Origin of the sequence: Ruminococcus flavefaciens, assembly GCF_900108555.1 — a bacterium.
Taxonomy (GTDB): domain Bacteria; phylum Bacillota; class Clostridia; order Oscillospirales; family Ruminococcaceae; genus Ruminococcus; species Ruminococcus flavefaciens_P.
The window spans coordinates 39,639-61,350 of the sequence record NZ_FNWV01000009.1; the positions used below are offsets into that span (position 1 = coordinate 39,639).

The window sequence follows — 21,712 nt, forward strand, 5'->3', positions numbered from 1 at the left end:
CTTCACCGGTATTATGGCTTTCAATCGTTGGATGAGAAAGAATCTGTTTGTTAATAAGCTCTTTCAGAGAAATTTCATAGGCAATACTCTTACCGTTATGAATATATACTCCATGCTCAATTCCATCAGTATATATTTTTTCAAGTAATCCCTGTTCGCTTTCAGCGGTACGGAATGGTGTAGCAGTAAGACCAATCAGTTTTACATTTGGGACTTTCTTCTTGACATAATCAATTACTCTACGATATGTCTTAGCTGTTGAATGATGGGCTTCATCGACAATTAAGTACAGTTCTTTTTCGCCCTTCAACCACAAATCTAAAGCTGAAAGATTACGCCCCAAGCTATCTTTACTAACAAAAAGAATATCATCCTTTTTCTCAATATCTATAGTTCTGTCGTGCTTAGTTTCTCCGGAAATAATTCTATATGTGAAAGATGAAATATTGGGAATATACTCAGAAAAAGGATACTCTTGAAAAGTGTGGGCTGCCTGATCAAGCAGAGTTTGTCTATGAGCTATTCATAATACTTTATGCTTTTTGTCAATGGCATTTCTGAGAAGCCAAACTGCTGCGGTATATGTCTTGCCACCACCTGTTGGAAGAACAACGAGAGTGCTGTATGAGCTTTGACGATTCATAACATCAAGATTTTTCATAGCCATTCTTTGATGATCATAAAGTTTCCTTTTATTGCTGTTTTTCTTAGGAGAAATGGTGCCATTTGCCTTGCTTTCAATAGAATCATTCATATTAAAACACCTCGTTGTTTTATTAGAGATAATGATCTCTACGAGTATTATAGCATGATAAACTGTTTCGCGCAAGCAATATTGAAAATATTTGTAAAATATTAACATTTGGAGTGGTGCTTCTAGCCTGCTCTATTCGTGTGCTTTTTAAATAATTAAACGCATTTTCTTAAGAAATACATTAAATATAAGAAAACCATCTCCGTACGGAGCTGGCAATGACCATGGCCATGGCACTCATGTTGCAGGAATAATCGGAATGTCTCCTAATAATGGTGGTGGCGTCGGTCTTGCTTATGGTGCGAAGATTATGGCTATCAAGGCAGGTCAGTCAACAGGTTCTTTTGCTTCTTCTGATATTGCCAAGGCGGTTAAATATGCCGCTGATAATGGCGCAGATGTAATAAATATGTCATTTGGTGGTATAAGTAAATCCTATTTGGTTGAGGAAGCACTTATAGATGCTTCGCACGATTGTGTTCTTGTTGCTGCGGCTGGTAATGACAGTGCACCTACAGCAGACGGTGGCGGAATCGATATTTATCCAGCTGGATATAACTATGTTATCGGTGTAATGGCAGCAGATAACAGTGGTAATCTGGCTAAGTTTTCAAATTGGGACTTTATAATTGGAGAAAACTGCGAATATGAGCTGGCTGCTCCTGGCGTGAATATATACAGTACGCTACCTGGTGATAGGTATGCATGTTGGAGCGGTACATCTATGGCTGCGCCTAATGTTGCAGCGGCAGCAGCTATCATAAGAAGTAAATATACTGATAAAAACAAATATACTTCTCGTTTTATCATGGGACAACTTGTCAGTGCTACAAGTAGTATAGCTAACATGCTTAGGAGATTCATAATCATTGTCATATACCCAAGGGCAATGATCTGAGAAACCGAGCACCTTTAAACCACTTGAAATAGCCTGTTCTATAAGCATGGACATGCACATTCTCTTACGTTCCATGGACGTATGAACGTACATATTCAAAGTAGTTTCTACATTAGCATGGCCTAGTATTTCCGAAAGAGTTTTCACATCAAAACCTAATTGCAGGCAATTCGTAGCGAAAATATGTCGCAAGCAATGGTAATTAACTGAAGGCACACCTGATCTTTTCGATATTGATTTAAATCTTCTCTGTAATGTACGCGGCTCTATTATCGTATCAGACTCAGAAAGTATATAATAATTATTATTGCTGCGGGATACCCGTAGCATTTTCATAATAAATTCTGGTATAGGGATAGACCTTTGTGATGAACGACTTTTAGGCGTATCAGCTATAATTTTCGTATTATGATTCCCTATATGGATTCTTTGTACAGTCCGTCTGACGGTAATAATACTTTTATCAAAATCAATATCTTCCCACATTAAACCGCAAACTTCTCCAATACGAAGTCCGGTATACAAGCTTAACAGAATGCATAGTGTAGTTGGACTAGGATTACTCAATAGATATTTGCATAGTAATAACTGCTGATTTTTCGTAAGAAATCGGCGCTCTTGTTTATGTACCTTCGGCAAAGCTACATCAGTCATTATATTATGGAAAGAATGGATTTTTGCTATATATTTAGTCATTGTTTTAAATACGATCATTATATCTGAAACGTATTTTGCAGATAGTCCTGTATCAAGCTTATCTTGAATATACAGATTAAGCATTTGCACCGTCAGCATATCGTATCGCATACCACCAAACGCTGGAAGTATATGCTTATCTATTTTCATTTGATAATTGGAATAAGTTGAGGGCTTTACGCGAAGTTTCACAGCCGACATCCATTCGATGAAGAGCTCTTTAACTGTGAAATGGCATTTATCCTGCGGGAAATACAAAGATGCTTTCAAGGTTGAAAGTGTATCTTTTACTTCAGCATATGAGCGGCCGTATACAGAACGATACTTAACTTTTCCAGATTCTTTATATCCAACTTTGTACCTTCCTTCCCATCTCCCATCTTTTCTCTTGTAGATGTTTTCTCCTCTCCTAGCCATAAAATTCCTCCCAGACCATATTACTGACGGACAATTATTGTTAAATGCACCAAATCAAATGTTCTTTGATTGTCAATAATGCCAATAATTATTTCTTTCTAGTGAATAATAAATGAAATATATTGAATAATCATCCGAATTATGTTAAAATCGTATATATAAAGATATAATTTCTTAAGCCGTAAATTATTTAGATTTACGGCTGTTTTATTGTAAAAAACACAATTATAATCATAAATATGACTATATATTATTATAGTCTAAAATACGACTATTTTCAAGTAGTCGAGCATAAATTATAATAATATTGGTGATATTATTATGATTTCTTATAAGCCATTATGGTATACAATGAAGGAAAAAGGCGTCTCTACCTATACGCTTATCAATAAATATAACATCAGCAGCAGTACCATACACCGTTTGCGACATAATCAAGGTGTAACTACTCAGTTGATTGACGATCTTTGCAAAATACTGAATTGCAATGTCGAGGATATAATAAAATATGAACCGTCTGACGAAAGCTAATGACAGCTAACAACAGACGGTTCTTTTATATACAATAACCTAAACATTTAATTCATACTAAACATTATTTTCCTACAGTACTGAAAAAATTTCTCAAAAGGTGGTCGTCGAGTCAGAACTAAAATACATCGTAAAATCGGAGAAAAGTGATACTTTATAAGCATGAGCGAAACCGCGGAATATCCTCTAAGATAGGCTTGTGGTCCCGAAGGTCATTAGTTAAGAAAACTATTGTGATAATGACAGCCGCCCTTCATGGGCGGTTCTGATTTATGTGTTTACATATTATCGGCGATGTGCTATAATTGGGAATAAGAGAAAAAATAAAGGAGCTATATATGACAAATCAAGAGATTATTGACAGAGATACCTATAAGAAGATCAAGAAAATGAACCGAGAGGAGCTTACAAAGTTCATTCTCCAGTACGGGGATCAGTTACTCGGAGAACAAGGCAAGACCATTGATCTCCCGGCTCTTGAGGCAGAACTCAGCAAGATCAAAGGTATCGGCGGTAAGCGCCTTGAGGAGATAATGGTCGTTATAGAGAAATTCTTGGATGTAGAATAGGGGGTATATTATGAATTGTAAAAGAATAGTAGTAGCGTTGATGTGTGCTGTAATACCGTTGGGAATAGCCATTAGTCCGGTTGGTACACCTACTGTCTTATCAGCAGAGGCAGCATCAGTAGTTAACAGCGGAACTTGCGGAAAGAATTTAACATGGAAGCTTGACAGCAGCGGTACTCTGACCGTAAGCGGTACAGGAGATATGAATGAAGATTTAGATTCAAATCCGTGTCCATGGAAGGAATACAGTGACGAGATAAAGAATGTTATTATCGGCACTGGAGTTACAAGTATAGGTATGGGTATGTTTGATAACTGCAATAACCTTACCTCATTATCGCTTCCGGATACGCTGAAGACTATTAGCGCATATTCGTTTTCGAGCTGCAAATCTCTTGAATCAGTAGTCATTCCGAACGGAGTAACCAATATTGGTACGAGTGCTTTTTCGAGCTGTAAAAAGCTTAGCAATGTTACTATACCCGCATCCGTGACGAATATAAGTGCACTAGCGTTTTCTGGGACGCCATGGTTTGAAGCTCAGAGAAGCATTGATACTCCGTTCGTAATAATAAACGGTTTGCTCATTAATGTGTTCTATAAGCTTTCGGGAGACGTTGTTATCCCATCGACCGTGAATAAAATATGCGATCAGGCAGCATGGGGCTGTTCAGAGATAACCTCGCTGACCATTCCCGAAACCATTACTGAGATAGGTCATAATGCATTCAATGGGTGTGAACAATTGAAATCTGTAACTATACCAAGCTCCGTGGAGAGTATCGGTATGCAGGCGTTTATCAAGTGTACTGCTCTTTCTGAGGTGTTTATCCTAAATCCTGACGCTAAAATATATGACAGAGCCAATACCTTTACCAATGAAAACGATAAGTTCAGTGGAGTAATTAAGGGATATAAAGGTTCTACTGCTGAGAAATATGCTCAAAAGTATAACTATACATTCAAAACATTAGCTCAGCTTGGAGACGTTAACTCTGATGAGTATATTAATGCAGTTGACGCTTCTTCTGTCCTTGCATACTATGCTCGTATTTCGACCAATCAAGAAGGCGGATATAATGAAGAGCAAATGCTTGCAGCAGATGTAAATCATGACGGAATGATTAATGCCGTTGATGCATCGAATATTCTTGCGTACTACGCATATGTATCGACTACAAAAGAAACTCCTATGTCAATGGAAGAATTCATTAAAAAGAATTAAGAAATTTCCTAATATGATTACCGCCCTTCACGGGCGGTTTTCTTTTTATCTTGACTAATTTCATTTTATGTGATATACTAATAATAGAACATATATTCTGCTTGTGCTTGGAGGTGATTTTCATGTGTATGTCTCTGAGAATAGAACCAAAGGAAATGGCCGAGGTACTCATAAAGGTACGGAAAATGGCTTTGACTCAGGAAATGTCAATAAAGCTTGGAAAGAGCCTATTCATGTCTGGTGACTTGTATCCGTCAGATATAGCACCAGTTCTTGCACCGAACAAATATGGGCAAATGGCTATATTTCCTATGGCATGGGGATTTACGTATAAGGCTGCGCCTAAGCCTCTTGCCAACTGCCGCGTAGAGACTGCTGATACAAAGGTACTGTGGAAAGATTCATGGTACAGGAGAAGGTGTGTTATCCCTGCATCATGGTATTATGAGTGGGGATACCCTGTATATGAGGACGATAGCCGCAACATGATAGATCATCGTAATACAAAAAAGATTAAGTTCGCTATTCAGACAGAAGGTTCAGATATCACTTATATTGCAGGGCTTTACCGTTATGAGGAACATTGTGATATGCAGGTGCCTATGTTTTCTGTTCTCACCAGAGAATCTGCAGGTACTGTAAAAGATATCCATGATCGTATGCCACTTATACTGGATAAGGAGAACGTCAAGGAATGGATACGCCCTGACGGAGATCCTGGCATTATAGTTGAAAAAGCACTGTCAAATATGGTATTTGAGCAGTCCTCATATCTCTTAAGTACTTCTTAATATCTTTTGCTGTATAATTGAAACAGAAATACCGTGAATGTCAATCAATGTAACGTCATACAGCATTTTTGACAAACCCTCATGAGTACATCTGTATAAATAGCCCAAATATTATATTTTAAAAATACATGCTTGACATTGACGTTATGTCAAGTGATATAATAGTTGCATAAACCGGAAGGATAAGAAATCAATATGGGAACTATTGAAAAAAATATATCAAAAAACAAAGCACTCATCATTTATATCATTGCTTTTTACACAATATGGGCACTATATGAATTTTTCGGAAAACCTGTCATAAATGACCTTATTCCTGGAATAGTCAGTTCAGAGATCGTAAAAGAGGTTGTTATCAAAAATCTTGTATGGATACTTCCGGCAGCACTTCTTGTACATCATTACAAAGACGATGTCTATATCGGGCTCAAAGAGATGTTTACGACAAAGGTGAAATGGCTGCATTATCTGCCCGTATTCTTGCTCTTTGTGCTCTATCCTCTTGTCAGTGCGTATCGTATGAAAGGTTCATTATCTCTAAGCAGCGATTTTGGTGCAGAACAGGTCATAGATTTTTCATTTGTCGGCATCACAGAAGAAATGGTATTCCGCGGCTGGCTGCTAAATGCTATGGTCGGCAAGAACAAAAAGAATCAGTGGAAGGCGATACTGCTGAATTCGCTGATGTTCGTGGCAATACATATCCCGACATGGACCATGCAAGGCATACTGGGAGATGCTTTTCTTCACTTCGGTTTTGTTTATATCATCATTCTGAGTATCATATTCAGTATAACTTTTTTGAAAAGCAGAAATATTCTCATTCCCGTGGCTCTGCACATGATATGGGATTTTCTGCTGAATATGTTCTGATGAATGTAGCAGAGCTGAAAAACATAAACGGAGTCTGCAAAACTCACGACGATACTGTAAACAAAAGGAGACGAAATAAATATGAAAATAAAATCAAAGAAAAAGAAAATCATATTATGCTGTTGCATTTCTTTGATACTGCTGTTGTTATTGGCGGCTGTCTATATTTTTCAATTTACGGGGTTAGGATATCGAATGTCAGTTCCGTACCGCAGTTCCTTTGAAAAAGTAGCAGATAATATTTATGTCAACAAAAATTATTCCGGTAATATCAAAGAAGCTATTCAGCTCACGGAAGAAGCATTGGAACGGGACAGAGCATTTTTCGGAGAATTACAATGTACCGATACAACGATTATAATTTTCTGCGATGATGATAAGCTGCTTTCAAAGCTTGACGGAGATCATGATACGAAAACCTCATATACGAAGAAAAACTACATTTCTGTTTCAGATGAATACCTTAATATCGACATAATAGCACATGAACTCACTCATGCAGAGCTGCACACTCGTCTTAATGTGAAAGCACTGAAAAGTATTCCCACATGGTTTGATGAGGGACTTGCCACGCAAAATGATTATCGTGAGCAATATGGGCTGAAGGCGTGGATTGAACAGACTGATAACGGAAAAAACACGGTTCCCCTTGAAGATATGGATACAGGTTCTGAATTTTATGCAGATCCTTTAGAGGACAGGCGTTTCCGTTATCTGAATGCGAAACATGAGGTAAGCGTTTGGATGGATACGCATCAGCAGAAAGGCTTGCTGGAATTACTCGATAAACTGAACAAAGGCGAAGACTTTGATTCCGTTTATTCCAGATAATTCTTAGTTTCACAGAGTCATTGGCTCAGAAATCATTTGATAATTCATAAAAGGAGATTATTATGAAAAAAGTAATAAAAAAGGTCTTTAAGGTGATCGGCCGGATGTTCCTTGTTCTGCTGACTCTCTTTGTTATTTTAACGATCATCTTCGCCTTCATGAAAAAGTCATTGCGTCAAAAGAATATGGATATTCTTAAAGCGGACGGCTTCGTTAATCTTGTTTCCGCAGGCGACTTCGACATGAACGTAAATATCTTCGGTGACGGGAAGTATAAGATCATTTCAATGCCTGGAAGCTGGGATGCCACCTTACCTATTGAAATGAAGAAACTATCCGGGTATCTCGATGATGATATATCTATTGTTGCTGTGACCCGTCCAGGATACGGCGTATCGGGCGAGACAAAAAAAGATGTCACAACAGAGTATATAGTTGAAAGCACACGTACCGCATTGAAAAACGCAGGTGTCGAAGCACCGTACATACTTATGGCTCATTCCATGAGCGGCCCATATGTGACATACTGGGAGAACAAATATCCCGAAGAAGTATCGGGAGTTATATTTAATAACAGCATCAGCTCTGCTAATGAAGAAATGCCTGAAGAAGGCCTTCCGAAATTCATGCGGGATGCAGCCGTTACAATCGGCACGTTTGCGAACAATACGGGCTGGACGACAGTGAAGAATGCTTTATTTGCAGAAGAATATGACGAGTACGGCGAATACTCAAAAGACGCTCTGGCATTCGAGAAGGCATCTGTCCCCAATTACGGAGAAGTAAGGAACTACAACGTCAATATGAGAACAGCGTGGGATTCCATAAAGGAAAATGACATCCCGAAGGTGTACATAACAAACGATTATGAAACACTTGAAGATGCAAGAGAATACCTGATGTTCCTCTACGGCGAGGTCGATGAAGAACTTGCGCAGGAGCTTTTTGAAGAAAGCCAAAGTGAAGAGCATAAAGAACACAGGAAAAAAATAAGTGAATACTGTAAGAGCCTCGGCAACTGCGAAGAAGTGAATATCCCCGCAAGTCATGACATATCCGACCAGAAACCGGAAGAATTCGTAAAGGAAATTGAAAAGCTGATAGACAGAATAAAATGATATAGTTATGACAGCCACTGCCCCGCATTGGGGCAGTGCTTATTTATGTAATGTCAAATAACCACAAAGCAACCCCAAAATGACAAGCCGAACCAAATTCGATGATAAATGCAATATATCAATAATTTGCTGTAATAGCCAGAGCTGTTCCCGATAAGTCGAACAGCTCCTTTTCTATATTTGGCATTTACGATTCGTATAATCAGCAATATATTCACCAATTTTCAATATTAGGTCAAAAATTTTGAGCAAGCACTTGCATTTTTTATATGATGTGATATAATAATAATATACACAGATGGTTTATTACGATATGTAAACTTTCTGTGAATTTTAGGGGGGGAAGGGTTGACAGTTATGCCATACCGTGTTACAATGCGACAGCACAGCACAGCACAGCACAGCACAGCACAGCACAGCACAGCACATCAACGGCTAACTATGCCCTTTTACAAATTAATATGGTAATACAAGCGTATCACATGGGATAAGTGTTTCCTGTGGGGTGCGCTTTTTGTGTTATCACCACATATTTCAATAAGGAGGAATGAGTAAATGAAACACACATGGAAGAAAGCGGCGGCATTCGTGCTTGCCACAGTTCTTGTAGTGGGCATTGCGCCTGCGAACGTTGGGACAGGAGGATTTTTCGGACAAACAGGTATTGTCGCACACGCTGCAAGCAGCACAGTTACGCTCAATACCAATGGCGGAACAATCAATAGCGGTAACATAACAAGTTATTCAGAGGGTACAGGCGCAATTCTTCCGACTGATGTAACAAAGGAAGGCTATGCGTTCGAGGGTTGGTTTACGAATGCCAATTTCACCGGCTTGCCCGTAACCGAAATATCCGCAGAGGATACAGGCGATAAGACCTATTATGCAAAATGGACTTTCTATGTCCGTATGGGTTCATACAACGGATATGATGTTGACTGGTTTTGCGTAAAAACCAACACCAATGGCTCAATGATGATGAGCAAGTATGTTCTTAAAGCTTCAAGATTCGGAGCTAATGGAACATATAGCACAAGCGATATTCATAGTTGGCTTGATATTGATTCGGGTGGTACTTTTGCTACTGATCTAGGTCTGACAGCAAGTGAATTAGCTCTTGCTAAAACAATCGACAGCTCATCTACATACGGTGACGGAACAGATCAATTTACTATCCCGACTTTAGACGGACTTGACGGATTAAGAAGTTTATATTACACAAAAGCTGGTGTTATCAGTAATCCCAGCTCGATAGCAAGTATTTATTGGCTAAGAACTATGAGAGACTCTGGCAGTGCAAGAGTTGTACGTTCAAGTATGAATACTGTTTCCGCAGGCTACAGCGGCGCAACATACGGCGGACGCTACATCAGACCTATGTTCTATCTTGACGAAACAACCATGAGAAGTATGATAGTGGGTGGTTCTGGAACTGAAGACGATCCATATATCTTAGAGCAAAGATATGACATCAGCACCAATATCACGCCGACAAACGGCGGTACTGTTTCTGCAACTGCCAGCCGTGGCGGTTCGGAGATATACAGCGGAAAACTGCCTAATAAAATGGTTGCAGGAGCGAATGTTACGCTGACACCCTCATCTGCTGTTGGATACAATTTCAAAAGCATAAATGTAAATGACGGTAATGTTGATGTTACAGATAATCTGGACGGTACTTATTCGTTTAACATGCCTGACAACGCTGTAACTGTAAATGCAGTGTTTGAAGCTATTGCATTCTCCAATGCAAGCGTTACTCTCGGTGACGATCTCGCCCTGAATTTCTACGTTGACGGTATCGCAGATGATACGGCTGCGGCTGAATACACAGTGAACTTCACAGGTGCTTGTGTAGATGAATCCTCGGCACTCACATACAATGCAGCTGTGGGCAAATACTACGCAACAACGCACGTTTACGCAAAGGACATCGACAAGGATATTACTGCGACACTTTGCAAGGGCAACGATACAGTGGATACTTTAGAAAATTACTCGATCTCACAGTATCTGACAGCAGCAGAAAGCGGAGCTGATGAAAAAACATCTGCCCTCATCACTGCAACAAAAGACTTCGGCAATGCGTCTTCCGAGTATTTCTATGGCACAGGTTCAGGCTATTCAGACGGATTTGAAAGCTATGATCCCGACACTTCTGCCTATGCAGCAACATTTGACAGCGATGCTGCCAAGCTCTCACTTGTGCTTGATTCAAAGACGGCGGCTCGTCTGTATGTCAAGGGAGATGAATCAGGAACAGAAAGCACGATCAACTCTACAAAGGCAGATTATCCGACCTATCATGAGGTTACGGGACTGCTCCCGCAGAACCTTGCTGACGAGCAGACTATCAATGTCGGCGGTACGGATTACAAGTTCTCCGCACTCTCATGGTGCAGCCGTGTACTGACGAACGGCAGTGCAAGCCAGAAGAATATCAACATGGCGAAGGCTATCATGGCTTATTATGAGGCGGCGAAGAATTATATTGCACCCGCCAACCCCTATGCAGATAAAAGCTTAGGTGACGTAGTAACATTCGGAAACTATGACTGGTATATCATCGGCAAGAGCGATAATGGCGTTACGCTTCTGATGCAAAATAATCTTATGGACAAAGCGTACAACGATAGCTATGCAAACGTAACATGGGCAACCTGCTCACTGCGAACATATTTGAACGAAACATTCTACAACAACTTTAGTGATGAAGATAAGGCAAAGATCGTATCAACGCAAAACAGCAATCCTGACAATCTTGGCTATAACACAAGCGGCGGAAATAAAACCGATGATTACATTTACCTGCTCAGTATTGCCGAGGCAAATGATCTTGGCGACAGCATAAGAAACAGCGGCTCTGGGTGGTGGCTGCGGTCGCCCGGCGAATTATCTAAATATGCGGCGTACGTCGATGAGTACGGCGGCGTCATTACGGATGGTGACAATGTGGATTTCGAGTATGGTGTCCGTCCCGCTTTAAATCTTAAATTTTAAATCTACAAATCCTGCTCTTTCTGAATTGAAAGGATATACCCTAAAACAGGAGGTGTTATAAATGGAAAAAGAAAAGTACATCGCTCCCGAAATGGAGATCGTGGAGTTCGATAACGAGGACGTAATTACCACAAGCAATGAGCTTGAACAGCAGTAATCGGAACACAACAGGCAGTCCATGCGACTGCCTGTTGCTATACAAGGAGCATTTATGAAAAGAGTATTACCCATTCTTCTTTTGTCGGCGCTTCTGCTGACAGGCTGCCACAATGGAGACAGTTCATCAGCGGAGGACACTGCTATGGAAAGTACAACAACTGCTACGGTGAGCGATTCCTCCTCGAAGCAGACCGTAAAGAGTGCCGATGATAACGAATCCCCTACGGGACAAAACACTTCAACTGCGAAGAATACTGAAACATCGGCGGATTCATCTGCCACTACAACAAAAGCTGTGAACGAGCAAGGCAATGAAGCCGCCACAACCCAAGCAAACAGCTCTGCCGAGCCTGCAACAACTACAAAGGCACAGCAGGACGGCTCTGAGTCCGCGGCAGCCACATCAAAGCCTGTTCAGCAGACAACCACACAGGCGGTGCAGGATACGCCGTCCGACACAACCGCCAGCGATAAACCAATAGAGCTGCCTTTAGTACCCCTGAGATAGTGACATAAGGAGAACCCCGAATGAAAGAAGAATATATCACGCCAAGAATAGAGGTTGTGGAGTTTGATACTGAGGACGTTATCACAACGAGCAATACTCGCTCCAATAGCAGCGATGAACCTATTGAACTCCCTCTCGTTCCGCTAAGATAGGAGAAATAAATGAAACTGTGACTTCACAGATATGACAATGGCTCAGAGCCGAAAAATGCTCTGAGCCATTTCTGTTAATCGTCCTCGTCCGAACACTCATATCACGTAAATCTGAAGTTCCGCGAAGTGTATATTTTGCCTGTTGATAACATCTTTCTATAAGAAGATCAAGAAGATGAACCGTGAGGAGCTTACAAAGTTCATTCTCAAGTACGGGGATGAACTCCTCGGAGAACAGGGCAAAACGATTGATCATTCTGCTCTTGAAGCAGAGCTAAGCAAGATCAAAGGTATCGGCGGTATGCGCCTTGAGGAAATAATGACCGTTATAGAGAAATTCTTACAAGAATAAATATTTCAAAAACTTATGGGACGGCTTCACGCCGTCCCTTTATAATCATTAACCTTGTTATATTCCCACCTGCATTGAATATGTAAGCACTCTCTTATGCCCCATTGATTTTACGTCATTTCGCCAAAATTCCCATTGTTGTTCCGGACACATCATATTCAAAATGCAGCATAACCGACAAAAACAAAAATCATGGCTCATGCTCCAACAAAAGATATAGTTATTCTCAACTTTATTTTTCCTACACTTCTCCTGCGGTTGGACAAATAATTCTGCAAAGGGATCACACTGCAATTCCGCGCAAGCCAGAAAAAGCAGGCCCAAACCTGTACTAAACTCAAAAAAGCGCGTTTTCAATACATCACTGTACATATCAAAGCTGATGTTTACTATTCTTTCCTTTACTTCCCAGACATATGGTTTGATTTTCATTTCCAGTTCCGGGATATAAATAATGTCGCCTCTTGTCTCGGAATGCAGCTCAATAAAGCTTGAAAATTCAACATTTAGGATTCTATCAAGTATATCTTCTTTTGTCAGTATCTTTGCTTTGTCTACACTGATCAGCTGTAATATGTGAACACGGAAAAGTTTTTATAAGCCGAGAAGTTCTTTCTGTACAGCAAGTGCATCTGCGGTGGTAACGCCGTTGTCATCGTGATCGGCATTCTTTCTTCCCTGAGGAGTCAGTTTGTATTTATCAGGATTGGAAAGAGACTGCATTATTAATACCACATCGGACATATCCACGTTTCCGTCGATATTGGAATCACCTGTTACAGTTTTGAACAGGTCAAGGGAGCTCATATAGCTGATTATTTTGCTTTCTACCTCATGGCTTTTTTCTGCTTCTGTCTGCGGATCATTCATTTTTTTAATTTCTTCATTTATTATTGCAACAGGATCAAGGGACGGATTTTCTGCATAATACTTGTCAAGCATATCGAGTATGTCATTATAATCCGAAGCTCCTACAGCCTTTGCAATGTAAAGCTCTATGCACTCAAGTTCTCCGATATCACAGCTGACACCGTTATTGTTAAAGTCGTAATCGTTGTTGAAAGCGTCACGTACTTCCAGCGGTGCATCTATTTTCGCATAGATAAAGTATGAAGGAGCTTCAGGCGCCGGTATCTCAGTAAAAAGATCCTTGAAAAATGCATAATCCTGAATGTCGGTCTTTCCGTCCTTGTTTATGTCAGGCTCAGGGATCTCACCTTTCTTGACAGCATCATAATACTCAGGGAACATCTTTTCTATGTCATATTTTGCGAACCGCGGATCAAGAGGCTTGTCTTCGGGGCTTCTGACAGCGTTTACGCCGTATGTTTCGTAAATATTCTTGTATTTATAGAGATATCCCCATATATCCCAGCTGATGAAATGGTTTTCCTCGCTGTTATAATAACTGCTGTCAAAGATCTCAGGGCTGAAATTCGTATAGTTGGTTATATAATATATAAACAGCGTCTGCTCAATATCAGCGAAGCAATGGAGCGAATACTGAGAAGCGGTATCATAGAATTTTGTTGCCTTTTCCCATTCTCTCTCTGAAAGCGGATGATTGGTAGTGTATTCGGTTTTTTCATCATAATGGGGCATTTCCTTCAGGAAAGAAATATATTCTTCATAGTCCTCAAGGAAGCCGTCATATGTTCTCTTTCTTTCATGTACCTGCCCCGGTTCCAGACTGTGATATTCATCATTTTCGTCCCAGTAACCATAACAGGTCTCATAATAATCATCATAGAATTTGTCCCGGAAGTTATACAGCAGCATGATGTCATCAAAACCGATCTCACCGTCTGAATCGATATCAGCATCAACTAAGCCATTATCCATAAGCTCAGCCATTACATTATATGATGCATTGGTATAGCACATAGCTGATTTGAGATAATATTCTATAAAATAATGTATAGGCGACATTAACTTGTCTGCGGAATCGCTGCCGTGGTATTTCAGTCTTTTAAACTTACCGTCCGACTCTTCGTAGAACATTGTATCGTAGAAATCAATTATATCGAAATCGCCGTCATCATGCCTGATATATTCAAGCGGAACAGGTTCATTATATGTATCAGGACAGTTGTCAATATAGTAATTAGGGTCAAAGTATTCAAGCTTTACCGGCTGAGTACGTACATAGTATTCCGTAATATCACAGATATTCGCATTCAAGCCTGTAGCCTGCTTGAATTCATTTATCTTTTCTTCGCAGGCGTTTATATTATTGACGATATATTCAGGAAGTTCGTCAGAACAATTGCGTTCAACTGCATAGGCGTCAAAGATGTCAAATTTACCGTCGCCGTTTATGTCAATATCCAGATCATAATCTTCAATGCAGGTTATCAAATTCTGGATATAATCAGGATACTTGTCTGTACGTGTATACTTTAACGGCTCTGCAGCTGCAGCATTTGCAGCTGATACATTCGGAAGCATGAGCAAGGCGGTTGAAAGTGCGGCAAATCGTTTCATAATAATTCTCCCTTCGTATAATGGTTGTTCATGATCATATGTTGTAACAGTTTCTGTAGTTTCCACAGGAACAAATTCTGTCTGTACGGCTGCTGACGAAATAATCCTGTCAACAGCAGCGGAAGACGCAGATGCTTTAACAGATGATTTTTCAGTTTTTGATGATGATACATCTGCTGAAGAAACAGCTGTTGACCCTGCTTTCGTTACGGAAGCTGCCGCGGATGAATGGCTTGCTGTCGTTGATAAGACAGCAGCTGCCTTTTCGGCAGTCGGAGAAGTAACAGGTTCTGTAATAGCTTCGATGATGTTACTGTTATCAGGGAACGTGTTAATGAATTTGGCTGAATCCTTGAGATGCCAGATACAGAATGCGGCTGCGGCTGATGCTGCAATACCTGAAACAGCGACTGATACTTTTCGGATACGGCGTGTATGTTCAGCTTTTTCAGCGATAATAGCATCGCCTCTTTCCTTGACGATAGCGGCCATTTCCTTATAGTCCATCATATTCAGCATCCTCCTTTTCGAGTTCTCTTTTCAGAGCATTTTTCGCTCTGTAAAGCAGATCACGTATCTGCTTGCTGCTTTTTTTCATTATCTTGCCTGCTTCGGTATTATCGAAATTCTCGAAGTAGATAAGACAAAGAATCTGGCTGTATTCGGGCTTCAGTTTGCTCACAGCAAGTCTCAGCATTGAACATTTCTCCTGCTGCAAGTAATTCTGTTCGATATTTTCCCCGGTCGGGACGGAATAAGCGCCATCGAGAGATATTTCCGGTATCCTTGAGCGTTTCCGCTGGATGTCAAAGGCTTTGTTCCTTCCTATAGTATATAACCATGTCTTGAATGCGGAATTTCCGTTGAAAACAGGTTTATCTACATAAAGCTTTATGAACACATCGATCGCGGCTTCCTCGGACAGCTCCATATCTCCGATAATACTGTAGATGTAATATATAAGGCCATCTTTATAGTCTTTTATGACTTCATCAATTGCGTCCCTGTCACCTGAGAGAAAACGGCTGTAGCTACCTGAACCGTCACTCATTGTTATTCTCCTTTCGACAGGAAATATTTCCTTTGATAATTAGACGTACGGAACATCATGAATGTCGCACCCCTTTAAAAAATTTTTTTGAGAAGTGATATCTATATTATCAGAATGATATTATTGCGTCTGTTTTCATCTGGTTTTCCTTTCTTTTGATTGTACATATTATATCATATCAGTTTCTGTGATTCAATGCTAATTGATGAATTGCTTGCGATACTTCTACTATTATTGAAAGCTGCAAAAAAATGATGACCGCCCTATGGGCGGCTTAATGTACTGAAATAATATCTGAGGAGGAACAAGTGAGTTTAGGTGTTTTGTTTGTGTAAAACGTTTCCGTTATTGCCACAAAAACAGATATGAATTTGATACAAAACATGGAATGGTTGATATTTGAAAATGGCTAAATATCGGGACTTGTGAACTGTATGCAAAATAATGAAATCAAATCATTCTATTCCGGCGGTGTGGGGGGCAGGGGGCGAATTACCTATGCTCCACCAAATGAAAAAGCCTATGTTTAGCCAAAAACATAGGCTTTATTTTTAGATCATTATGCTGCAAGCGGCAGAAAACACAATATTTCCGTTAAGATTTCCGTTACGTGTATCAAGAAACGCATATTGTAACAGCAAATGCTGAAGCAATCACATAATAAAAAAATAAGGCTCTCCGTGACGGAGAGCCTCAATTCATTAGTCTGCATTATCCTTGCGCTTTTCTAGCTTGAGTTTATCCTCAAGGGCGTTTGATCAAAAACGTTAAAAACTGCCGAATATCTGTTATCGTCAACTTGTGATCCTAAAGTTTGTGCAACATACAAATCAAAGGCATAACAAGCGATCTGCTGACTATCTTTCTGTGTGCTTTTCTCATTTCAGTCTCTCCTTCCGCTTCTGCGATATTTAGTCAATGAATTATATGAGAGAATACGCCGTTATATGCCAAAACTCCGACCATATGGTCGGAGTTTTTTAATATTAGTCTAATGAGCTGATCTTATTTAAGAGATAAAGCTGTATACGAAGTGCATCATTGACTGTCAGACCATTTTCATCAGCGTCTGCAAATACGGAACCCTTATTAGTAAGATGAGAAGGATCTGTTCCATCTACACCATATTTGTTTGGATTTGCAAGTGCCTGCATGATAAGTACGATATCTGACATATCTACCTCACCGTCACCGTTTGCATCGCCATTTATTATAGGTTCGTTGTCATAATACCTTGTTTTTTTCATACCATCAAGTATACCGACTGTCCTTGTTACTACATTATTAACAGCTTCACCAACAAATATAAATGTCCACTTTTCCTCTTCGTCAGGAATATATGAGAATGAAACATTTCCGTCAGAGTCAGCTGTCTGCTGATCAAAGTATGCTACATTATTTACGTTTAACATTTCAAATGAATCAGCAATTGCTGTTGCTGCATCCCTGATTGCAATAAATACACATTCAGTATCTGCTGCGACAACTGTTGTTACCACTGTTGTAACAGTTGTGGTGGTAGTGGTTGTAGTTGTTGTAGTGCTTGTATTGCTGACAGTTGTTGTTACAGAAGGTGTTGTCTGTGGCTTGTCGAGAGATATAAATGTATTGCCTGTTGAATTGGCAAGTGTTTCAGCAGTTGAGCCTTCATATCCATAAACTATTATGCCTGCATTTTCAGGTATAATAGACTGACCTGAAAAAACACAATCAGGATTGTTTACTGTAATACTTTTTAATGTTTCAGAGCAGTAAAAAGCTTTCTCTCCTACATAACTTACATTTACAGGAAGCTCTACTGATGTTAATTTTGAACCATAAAATGCACAACTGCCTATATTTTTAAGAGTGTTGGGCAAATATACCTCTCTTAAACTGTTACTATTAAATTCCCATGGGTAAATTGTTGTAACACCATCATTTAAAATAACTTTCTCTATATTATCACAATCACTAATCAAATCAAAACTATTTTTTTCGATTTCTTCTATTGTTAAATCATCGGCTTTCTCACGTGCAATATTGAAATCAGAATTTAATGTCAATACCTTTAATTCATTACAAAGGAAGAAAACCGTTTTTTCGATTTCTTTAACCGAAGAAGGTATATTTATGCTTTCAATCCCAGAATGTGCGAACGCACATCCAAGATACTCCAAACCATCATTTAATTTTACTTCTTTAAGATTATCACAGCCATAAAATGCACATCCATATAATCTCTTAAGATTCGCAGGAAAAGAAACGCTCTTTAACATAATACACTGTGCAAAAGCTGAATCGCCTATTTCTTCAACGCAGTCAGGAATAGATATCTTTTCAAGCTTTAAATTGGCATAAAATGCAGTCCTCCCTATTTTAGTAATTGTCGGAGGCAAAACTACTTCTTTAAGGAGCTTACAATTAATGAAGAATTCTTCCGGAATCTCATCAACATTTGTCATTGCACTTAGATCAATACTCTCCCAACATGGACTACAAAAAGAATATATAATAACGTTTTCGTCCTTTGAAGTTTTACAAGTCTTTTTAGAAGGATCAACTACATTTTTCATAGTATCTATTATAATATCAGAATCAAGCACAATTGCTTTTTTAGCTCCCCATTTATAATAATCAGGAAGCTGCAATCTTCCACCTTCATCTCCCCAGAAATAACAGTCGCCATTTTCACATAGCGCATAATATGTAAATGGACCTTCATAATCACTTTCAGTTTGAAAACTAATAGGCAGTCTTCCTTTTCTTATAACGCCGCCCTTTCCTTCTTCAAACATAGCGTCATAATCCGGATCAAAAGATTTAGGTTTTAATTTTTCTTCTGATACATAAATATCAAAAGACTGAGCGTATTTAGCATCTTCCGACCACGTCCAACCTACAATACATGCTCCTTCACGTCCATCATCAGTTTTTGCTACAACGGCGAATAACTTATCCTTGAGCAATCTATCTTTTACAAATACTTCCAATTTACCTTTTGAATCAGTTGTATTGTTTTCAGCAATAGAATTTAAGTTATCATAATCATGACCATAAAAAATTTCAGCTCCGGAAACCGGTTCCTTTGTTTTTTTATCATATACGTTTAGTTTTATCAGATGACTTATATTCTCACATTCACCCTTACAAAAACCATCTTTACTCGACGACCTATAAAACTTCAACGGAGAAAAAGAGAATTCTGCTACCTTCCAGTCTAATTCTAAAAAAAGAATTTTGCATTTTGCATCTGCTCCAAGAGTAAACACCAAAGAAAACGCTGTGCATTTTTCACAATCATGCCTTCTATATGAATTATTAGATGAACCATACTCTGTTTTTGCTTCTAATTTTGCTTCAATATAAGGATTCACTGTAAGTACTTTAAAACTACATAACAAAAGCTTAACTTCTGCTGTAACTCTCAAACCTACTTCTATAGTTGCCTCTAAATCTTTTACCACTGGATCTTTAGCATTAAAATCAAAACCAGTATAAGTAGAACCACTAAATGTATATTCTTTTGTATATGAATAAGAAACATTACCCTTTCCAAAAAATTCCAATTTTGGTTCAACTGATATTCCTATTATTTTATTGCCTACAATTGGAAAATCCGCATCTGAAAAAGCACTATATGTTTTAGGCTTAAGCAACTTACAAGGTATGGGTATATCCGTTTCAATTTCACCTTCAACAGAAAAGGAAACTTCTGCTGTTCCTTCAAAACTAAAATATAAATCCCAGAAACTGTAATAAACTTCAACATTAACTTCTAACGACAGTTTTGCAAGTAACTTTTTATCTTCCACGGTTAATAACTCGTATGATAATTCTGATGTAAAAGTTGGTAACGAAGCATGATCTTTATCAAGACACGTTGGCGAATCAAGATATAGAGGTTCAAAAGCATCAGGTGCTTTTTTAGGTTCTGTTTGATCAGTTGATTCAGGAGCAGCCTTTTGCTCTATTTCTTCAATCTCAGTAGTATCAACTTTGATAAATTTGAATATCTCACTTACATCAGCATCGGCAACAGGTGTGATAATAATATTGTCTCCGCTGACTTCTGATTTTTCTACAACAAATGCAACGATATCATTTTCAGCATATACAACAGCCTTATCGCCTTTTTTGAGTACACTGATCTCATCGCACTTTTTAAAGATAAAACGTCCGTCTTCATCTTGCTCAACCGCATCATCAGGAGTTTTTATTTCCTTAACTTCATCCTGCAATACGAAAAAGTTGTTGGTTTCATCTTCGTCGAGATTTACTACATTATCCTCCTCAAAATCTTCAGTAGTTGAACTGAGAATATTCTGCATAGCCTGGGTCTCTTTATTATAATATGCAGGCTTGGAAAGGGGTTCCTGAAGCATTTTTCCTACCAAAAATGCCTTAACGAGGTAATGCTCAGGAAGAACGTCAAGAATAGTCAGTTCTGCATAGCCGTCTCCGTCAGCTGACAATTCTGAAGTAACTGATGAATAAAGCTGTGTTCCTTCGTCATTATAGATTCCTACAAACAGAGTACAGTCTTCCTTTGCGTGATAGTTGACAACTACTGATGACATATATCGGTCATGCTCTACCTTGTAGATAATGAAATCAGGATTCTCTGCTTCATTTGGTTCATCACTTGCAACGTTAGGTGCATTGTAATTAAGCGAACCGAACATACCGTTTCCTGCCGTTTGCTGTTGTTCAGCAGCAACAGTGCTTTCATCTGTTTCATACCCCACTTCAGCAGATGAAACTATACTTGTGAGTGTGGATACCGTCATTACCGCAGAAAGTATGAACGATACCGCTTTTTTGAATTGGATTTTCATGGTTATCCTCCTATATAAATATTCTATGCTGCAACATATCAATATTGCAACATTATATATTATAAGGACAAGGATATTTTTTGTCAACTACATGATTACTGATTTTACATATTCTTAATAATCTAATAGTAATTTTTTCACATAAAAAGCCATAGGTGTTTCTTTAATTCTATGGCAATTTAAAATATACTGTGCGAGAAAATCATAAGTATCTCTGATCTTATTATATTCCCACCTGCATTAAATATGTAAGCTCTATTTTATGCTCCATAGACCTCATGCTGTTTCGTGTAAATTTCCATCGCTGTTCTGGACTAATCATATTGCTGATATGCCACACTTTTAAATTATATAGCTCTCACAAATTAATTTGTGAGAGCTAATATTTTCCTACACTTTTCCTACAGTTTTAAGATTTTTTCTGCAAAGGCAATAAGCGTCAAATCAGCTTTAGTCCTCGAAAAATAGGTACAAAACAGGATCCTA

General features: G+C 39.0%; 16 protein-coding genes and 2 pseudogenes. 12 read left to right on the forward strand and 6 right to left on the reverse strand.

Annotated elements, in window-relative coordinates:
- Positions 1-181: 181 nt before the first annotated feature.
- Positions 182-862: pseudogene (locus BLW60_RS17355) on the reverse strand (DEAD/DEAH box helicase family protein); the annotation flags it as partial.
- Between the two features lie 79 nt (positions 863-941).
- On the opposite strand from BLW60_RS17355, the gene BLW60_RS17210 reads away from it, so the two are divergent.
- Positions 942-1,652 (forward strand): S8 family serine peptidase, encoded by a 711-nt coding sequence (locus tag BLW60_RS17210; protein ID WP_278289920.1) that lies wholly within the window; start codon positions 942-944, stop codon positions 1,650-1,652.
- Positions 1,653-1,733: 81 nt separating this feature from the next.
- Here BLW60_RS17210 and BLW60_RS17425 read toward each other — a convergent pair.
- Positions 1,734-2,765: pseudogene (locus tag BLW60_RS17425) on the reverse strand (tyrosine-type recombinase/integrase); the annotation flags it as partial.
- 351 nt (positions 2,766-3,116) lie between these two features.
- On the opposite strand from BLW60_RS17425, the gene BLW60_RS12205 reads away from it, so the two are divergent.
- From BLW60_RS12205 to BLW60_RS16530, 11 genes are all read left to right on the forward strand, one after another.
- The gene (locus BLW60_RS12205) at positions 3,117-3,296 is read left to right on the forward strand and encodes a helix-turn-helix domain-containing protein (protein ID WP_347496602.1); all 180 of its coding nucleotides are present in this window, start codon (positions 3,117-3,119) and stop codon (positions 3,294-3,296) included.
- Between the two features lie 338 nt (positions 3,297-3,634).
- The gene (locus tag BLW60_RS12210) at positions 3,635-3,865 is read left to right on the forward strand and encodes a hypothetical protein (protein WP_074717769.1); all 231 of its coding nucleotides are present in this window, start codon (positions 3,635-3,637) and stop codon (positions 3,863-3,865) included.
- A gap of 10 nt (positions 3,866-3,875) precedes the next feature.
- Entirely contained in the window at positions 3,876-5,090 is a 1,215-nt protein-coding gene (locus BLW60_RS12215; RefSeq protein WP_074717772.1) for a leucine-rich repeat protein, read from the forward strand.
- 122 nt (positions 5,091-5,212) lie between these two features.
- Positions 5,213-5,881, forward strand: coding sequence for an SOS response-associated peptidase (locus BLW60_RS12220; RefSeq protein ID WP_074717775.1), 669 nt, complete (start codon positions 5,213-5,215; stop codon positions 5,879-5,881).
- A gap of 195 nt (positions 5,882-6,076) precedes the next feature.
- Complete coding sequence (locus BLW60_RS12225; protein WP_074717778.1) at positions 6,077-6,754, forward strand: CPBP family intramembrane glutamic endopeptidase; 678 nt, start codon at positions 6,077-6,079, stop codon at positions 6,752-6,754.
- 81 nt (positions 6,755-6,835) lie between these two features.
- On the forward strand, positions 6,836-7,585 hold the full coding sequence (locus BLW60_RS12230; protein ID WP_026052982.1) for a gluzincin family metallopeptidase: 750 nt from the start codon (positions 6,836-6,838) through the stop codon (positions 7,583-7,585).
- A 62-nt stretch (positions 7,586-7,647) separates the two neighbouring features.
- A complete protein-coding gene (locus BLW60_RS12235; protein WP_074717780.1) occupies positions 7,648-8,703 on the forward strand; it encodes an alpha/beta fold hydrolase in 1,056 nt (351 codons plus the stop codon).
- A 555-nt stretch (positions 8,704-9,258) separates the two neighbouring features.
- Positions 9,259-11,703, forward strand: a complete 2,445-nt coding sequence (locus BLW60_RS12240; protein ID WP_074717783.1) for a DUF6273 domain-containing protein — start codon at positions 9,259-9,261, stop codon at positions 11,701-11,703.
- A gap of 211 nt (positions 11,704-11,914) precedes the next feature.
- Positions 11,915-12,370 carry a hypothetical protein gene (locus BLW60_RS12245; RefSeq protein ID WP_074717786.1) on the forward strand — a complete coding sequence of 152 codons (456 nt, stop codon included), beginning with the start codon at positions 11,915-11,917 and terminating at the stop codon, positions 12,368-12,370.
- Between the two features lie 20 nt (positions 12,371-12,390).
- Positions 12,391-12,522: a hypothetical protein gene (locus tag BLW60_RS17290; protein WP_278244735.1), complete on the forward strand. Its 132-nt coding sequence runs from the start codon at positions 12,391-12,393 to the stop codon at positions 12,520-12,522.
- A gap of 142 nt (positions 12,523-12,664) precedes the next feature.
- Positions 12,665-12,874: a hypothetical protein gene (locus BLW60_RS16530; protein ID WP_139283415.1), complete on the forward strand. Its 210-nt coding sequence runs from the start codon at positions 12,665-12,667 to the stop codon at positions 12,872-12,874.
- A 57-nt stretch (positions 12,875-12,931) separates the two neighbouring features.
- Here BLW60_RS16530 and BLW60_RS12250 read toward each other — a convergent pair whose 3' ends face one another.
- The 4 genes from BLW60_RS12250 to BLW60_RS12265 all read right to left on the reverse strand — a co-directional run bounded on the left by BLW60_RS12250 (position 12,932) and on the right by BLW60_RS12265 (position 21,226).
- A complete protein-coding gene (locus BLW60_RS12250) occupies positions 12,932-13,306 on the reverse strand; it encodes a hypothetical protein (protein WP_074717789.1) in 375 nt (124 codons plus the stop codon).
- A 162-nt stretch (positions 13,307-13,468) separates the two neighbouring features.
- Entirely contained in the window at positions 13,469-15,868 is a 2,400-nt protein-coding gene (locus BLW60_RS16870; RefSeq protein ID WP_074717793.1) for a hypothetical protein, read from the reverse strand.
- The gene (locus BLW60_RS12260) at positions 15,855-16,409 is read right to left on the reverse strand and encodes an RNA polymerase sigma factor (RefSeq protein ID WP_074717796.1); all 555 of its coding nucleotides are present in this window, start codon (positions 16,407-16,409) and stop codon (positions 15,855-15,857) included. The genes BLW60_RS16870 and BLW60_RS12260 overlap by 14 nt, the downstream gene beginning before the upstream one ends.
- Positions 16,410-17,395: 986 nt before the next feature.
- Complete coding sequence (locus BLW60_RS12265) at positions 17,396-21,226, reverse strand: leucine-rich repeat protein (RefSeq protein WP_074717799.1); 3,831 nt, start codon at positions 21,224-21,226, stop codon at positions 17,396-17,398.
- Positions 21,227-21,712 lie beyond the last annotated feature (486 nt).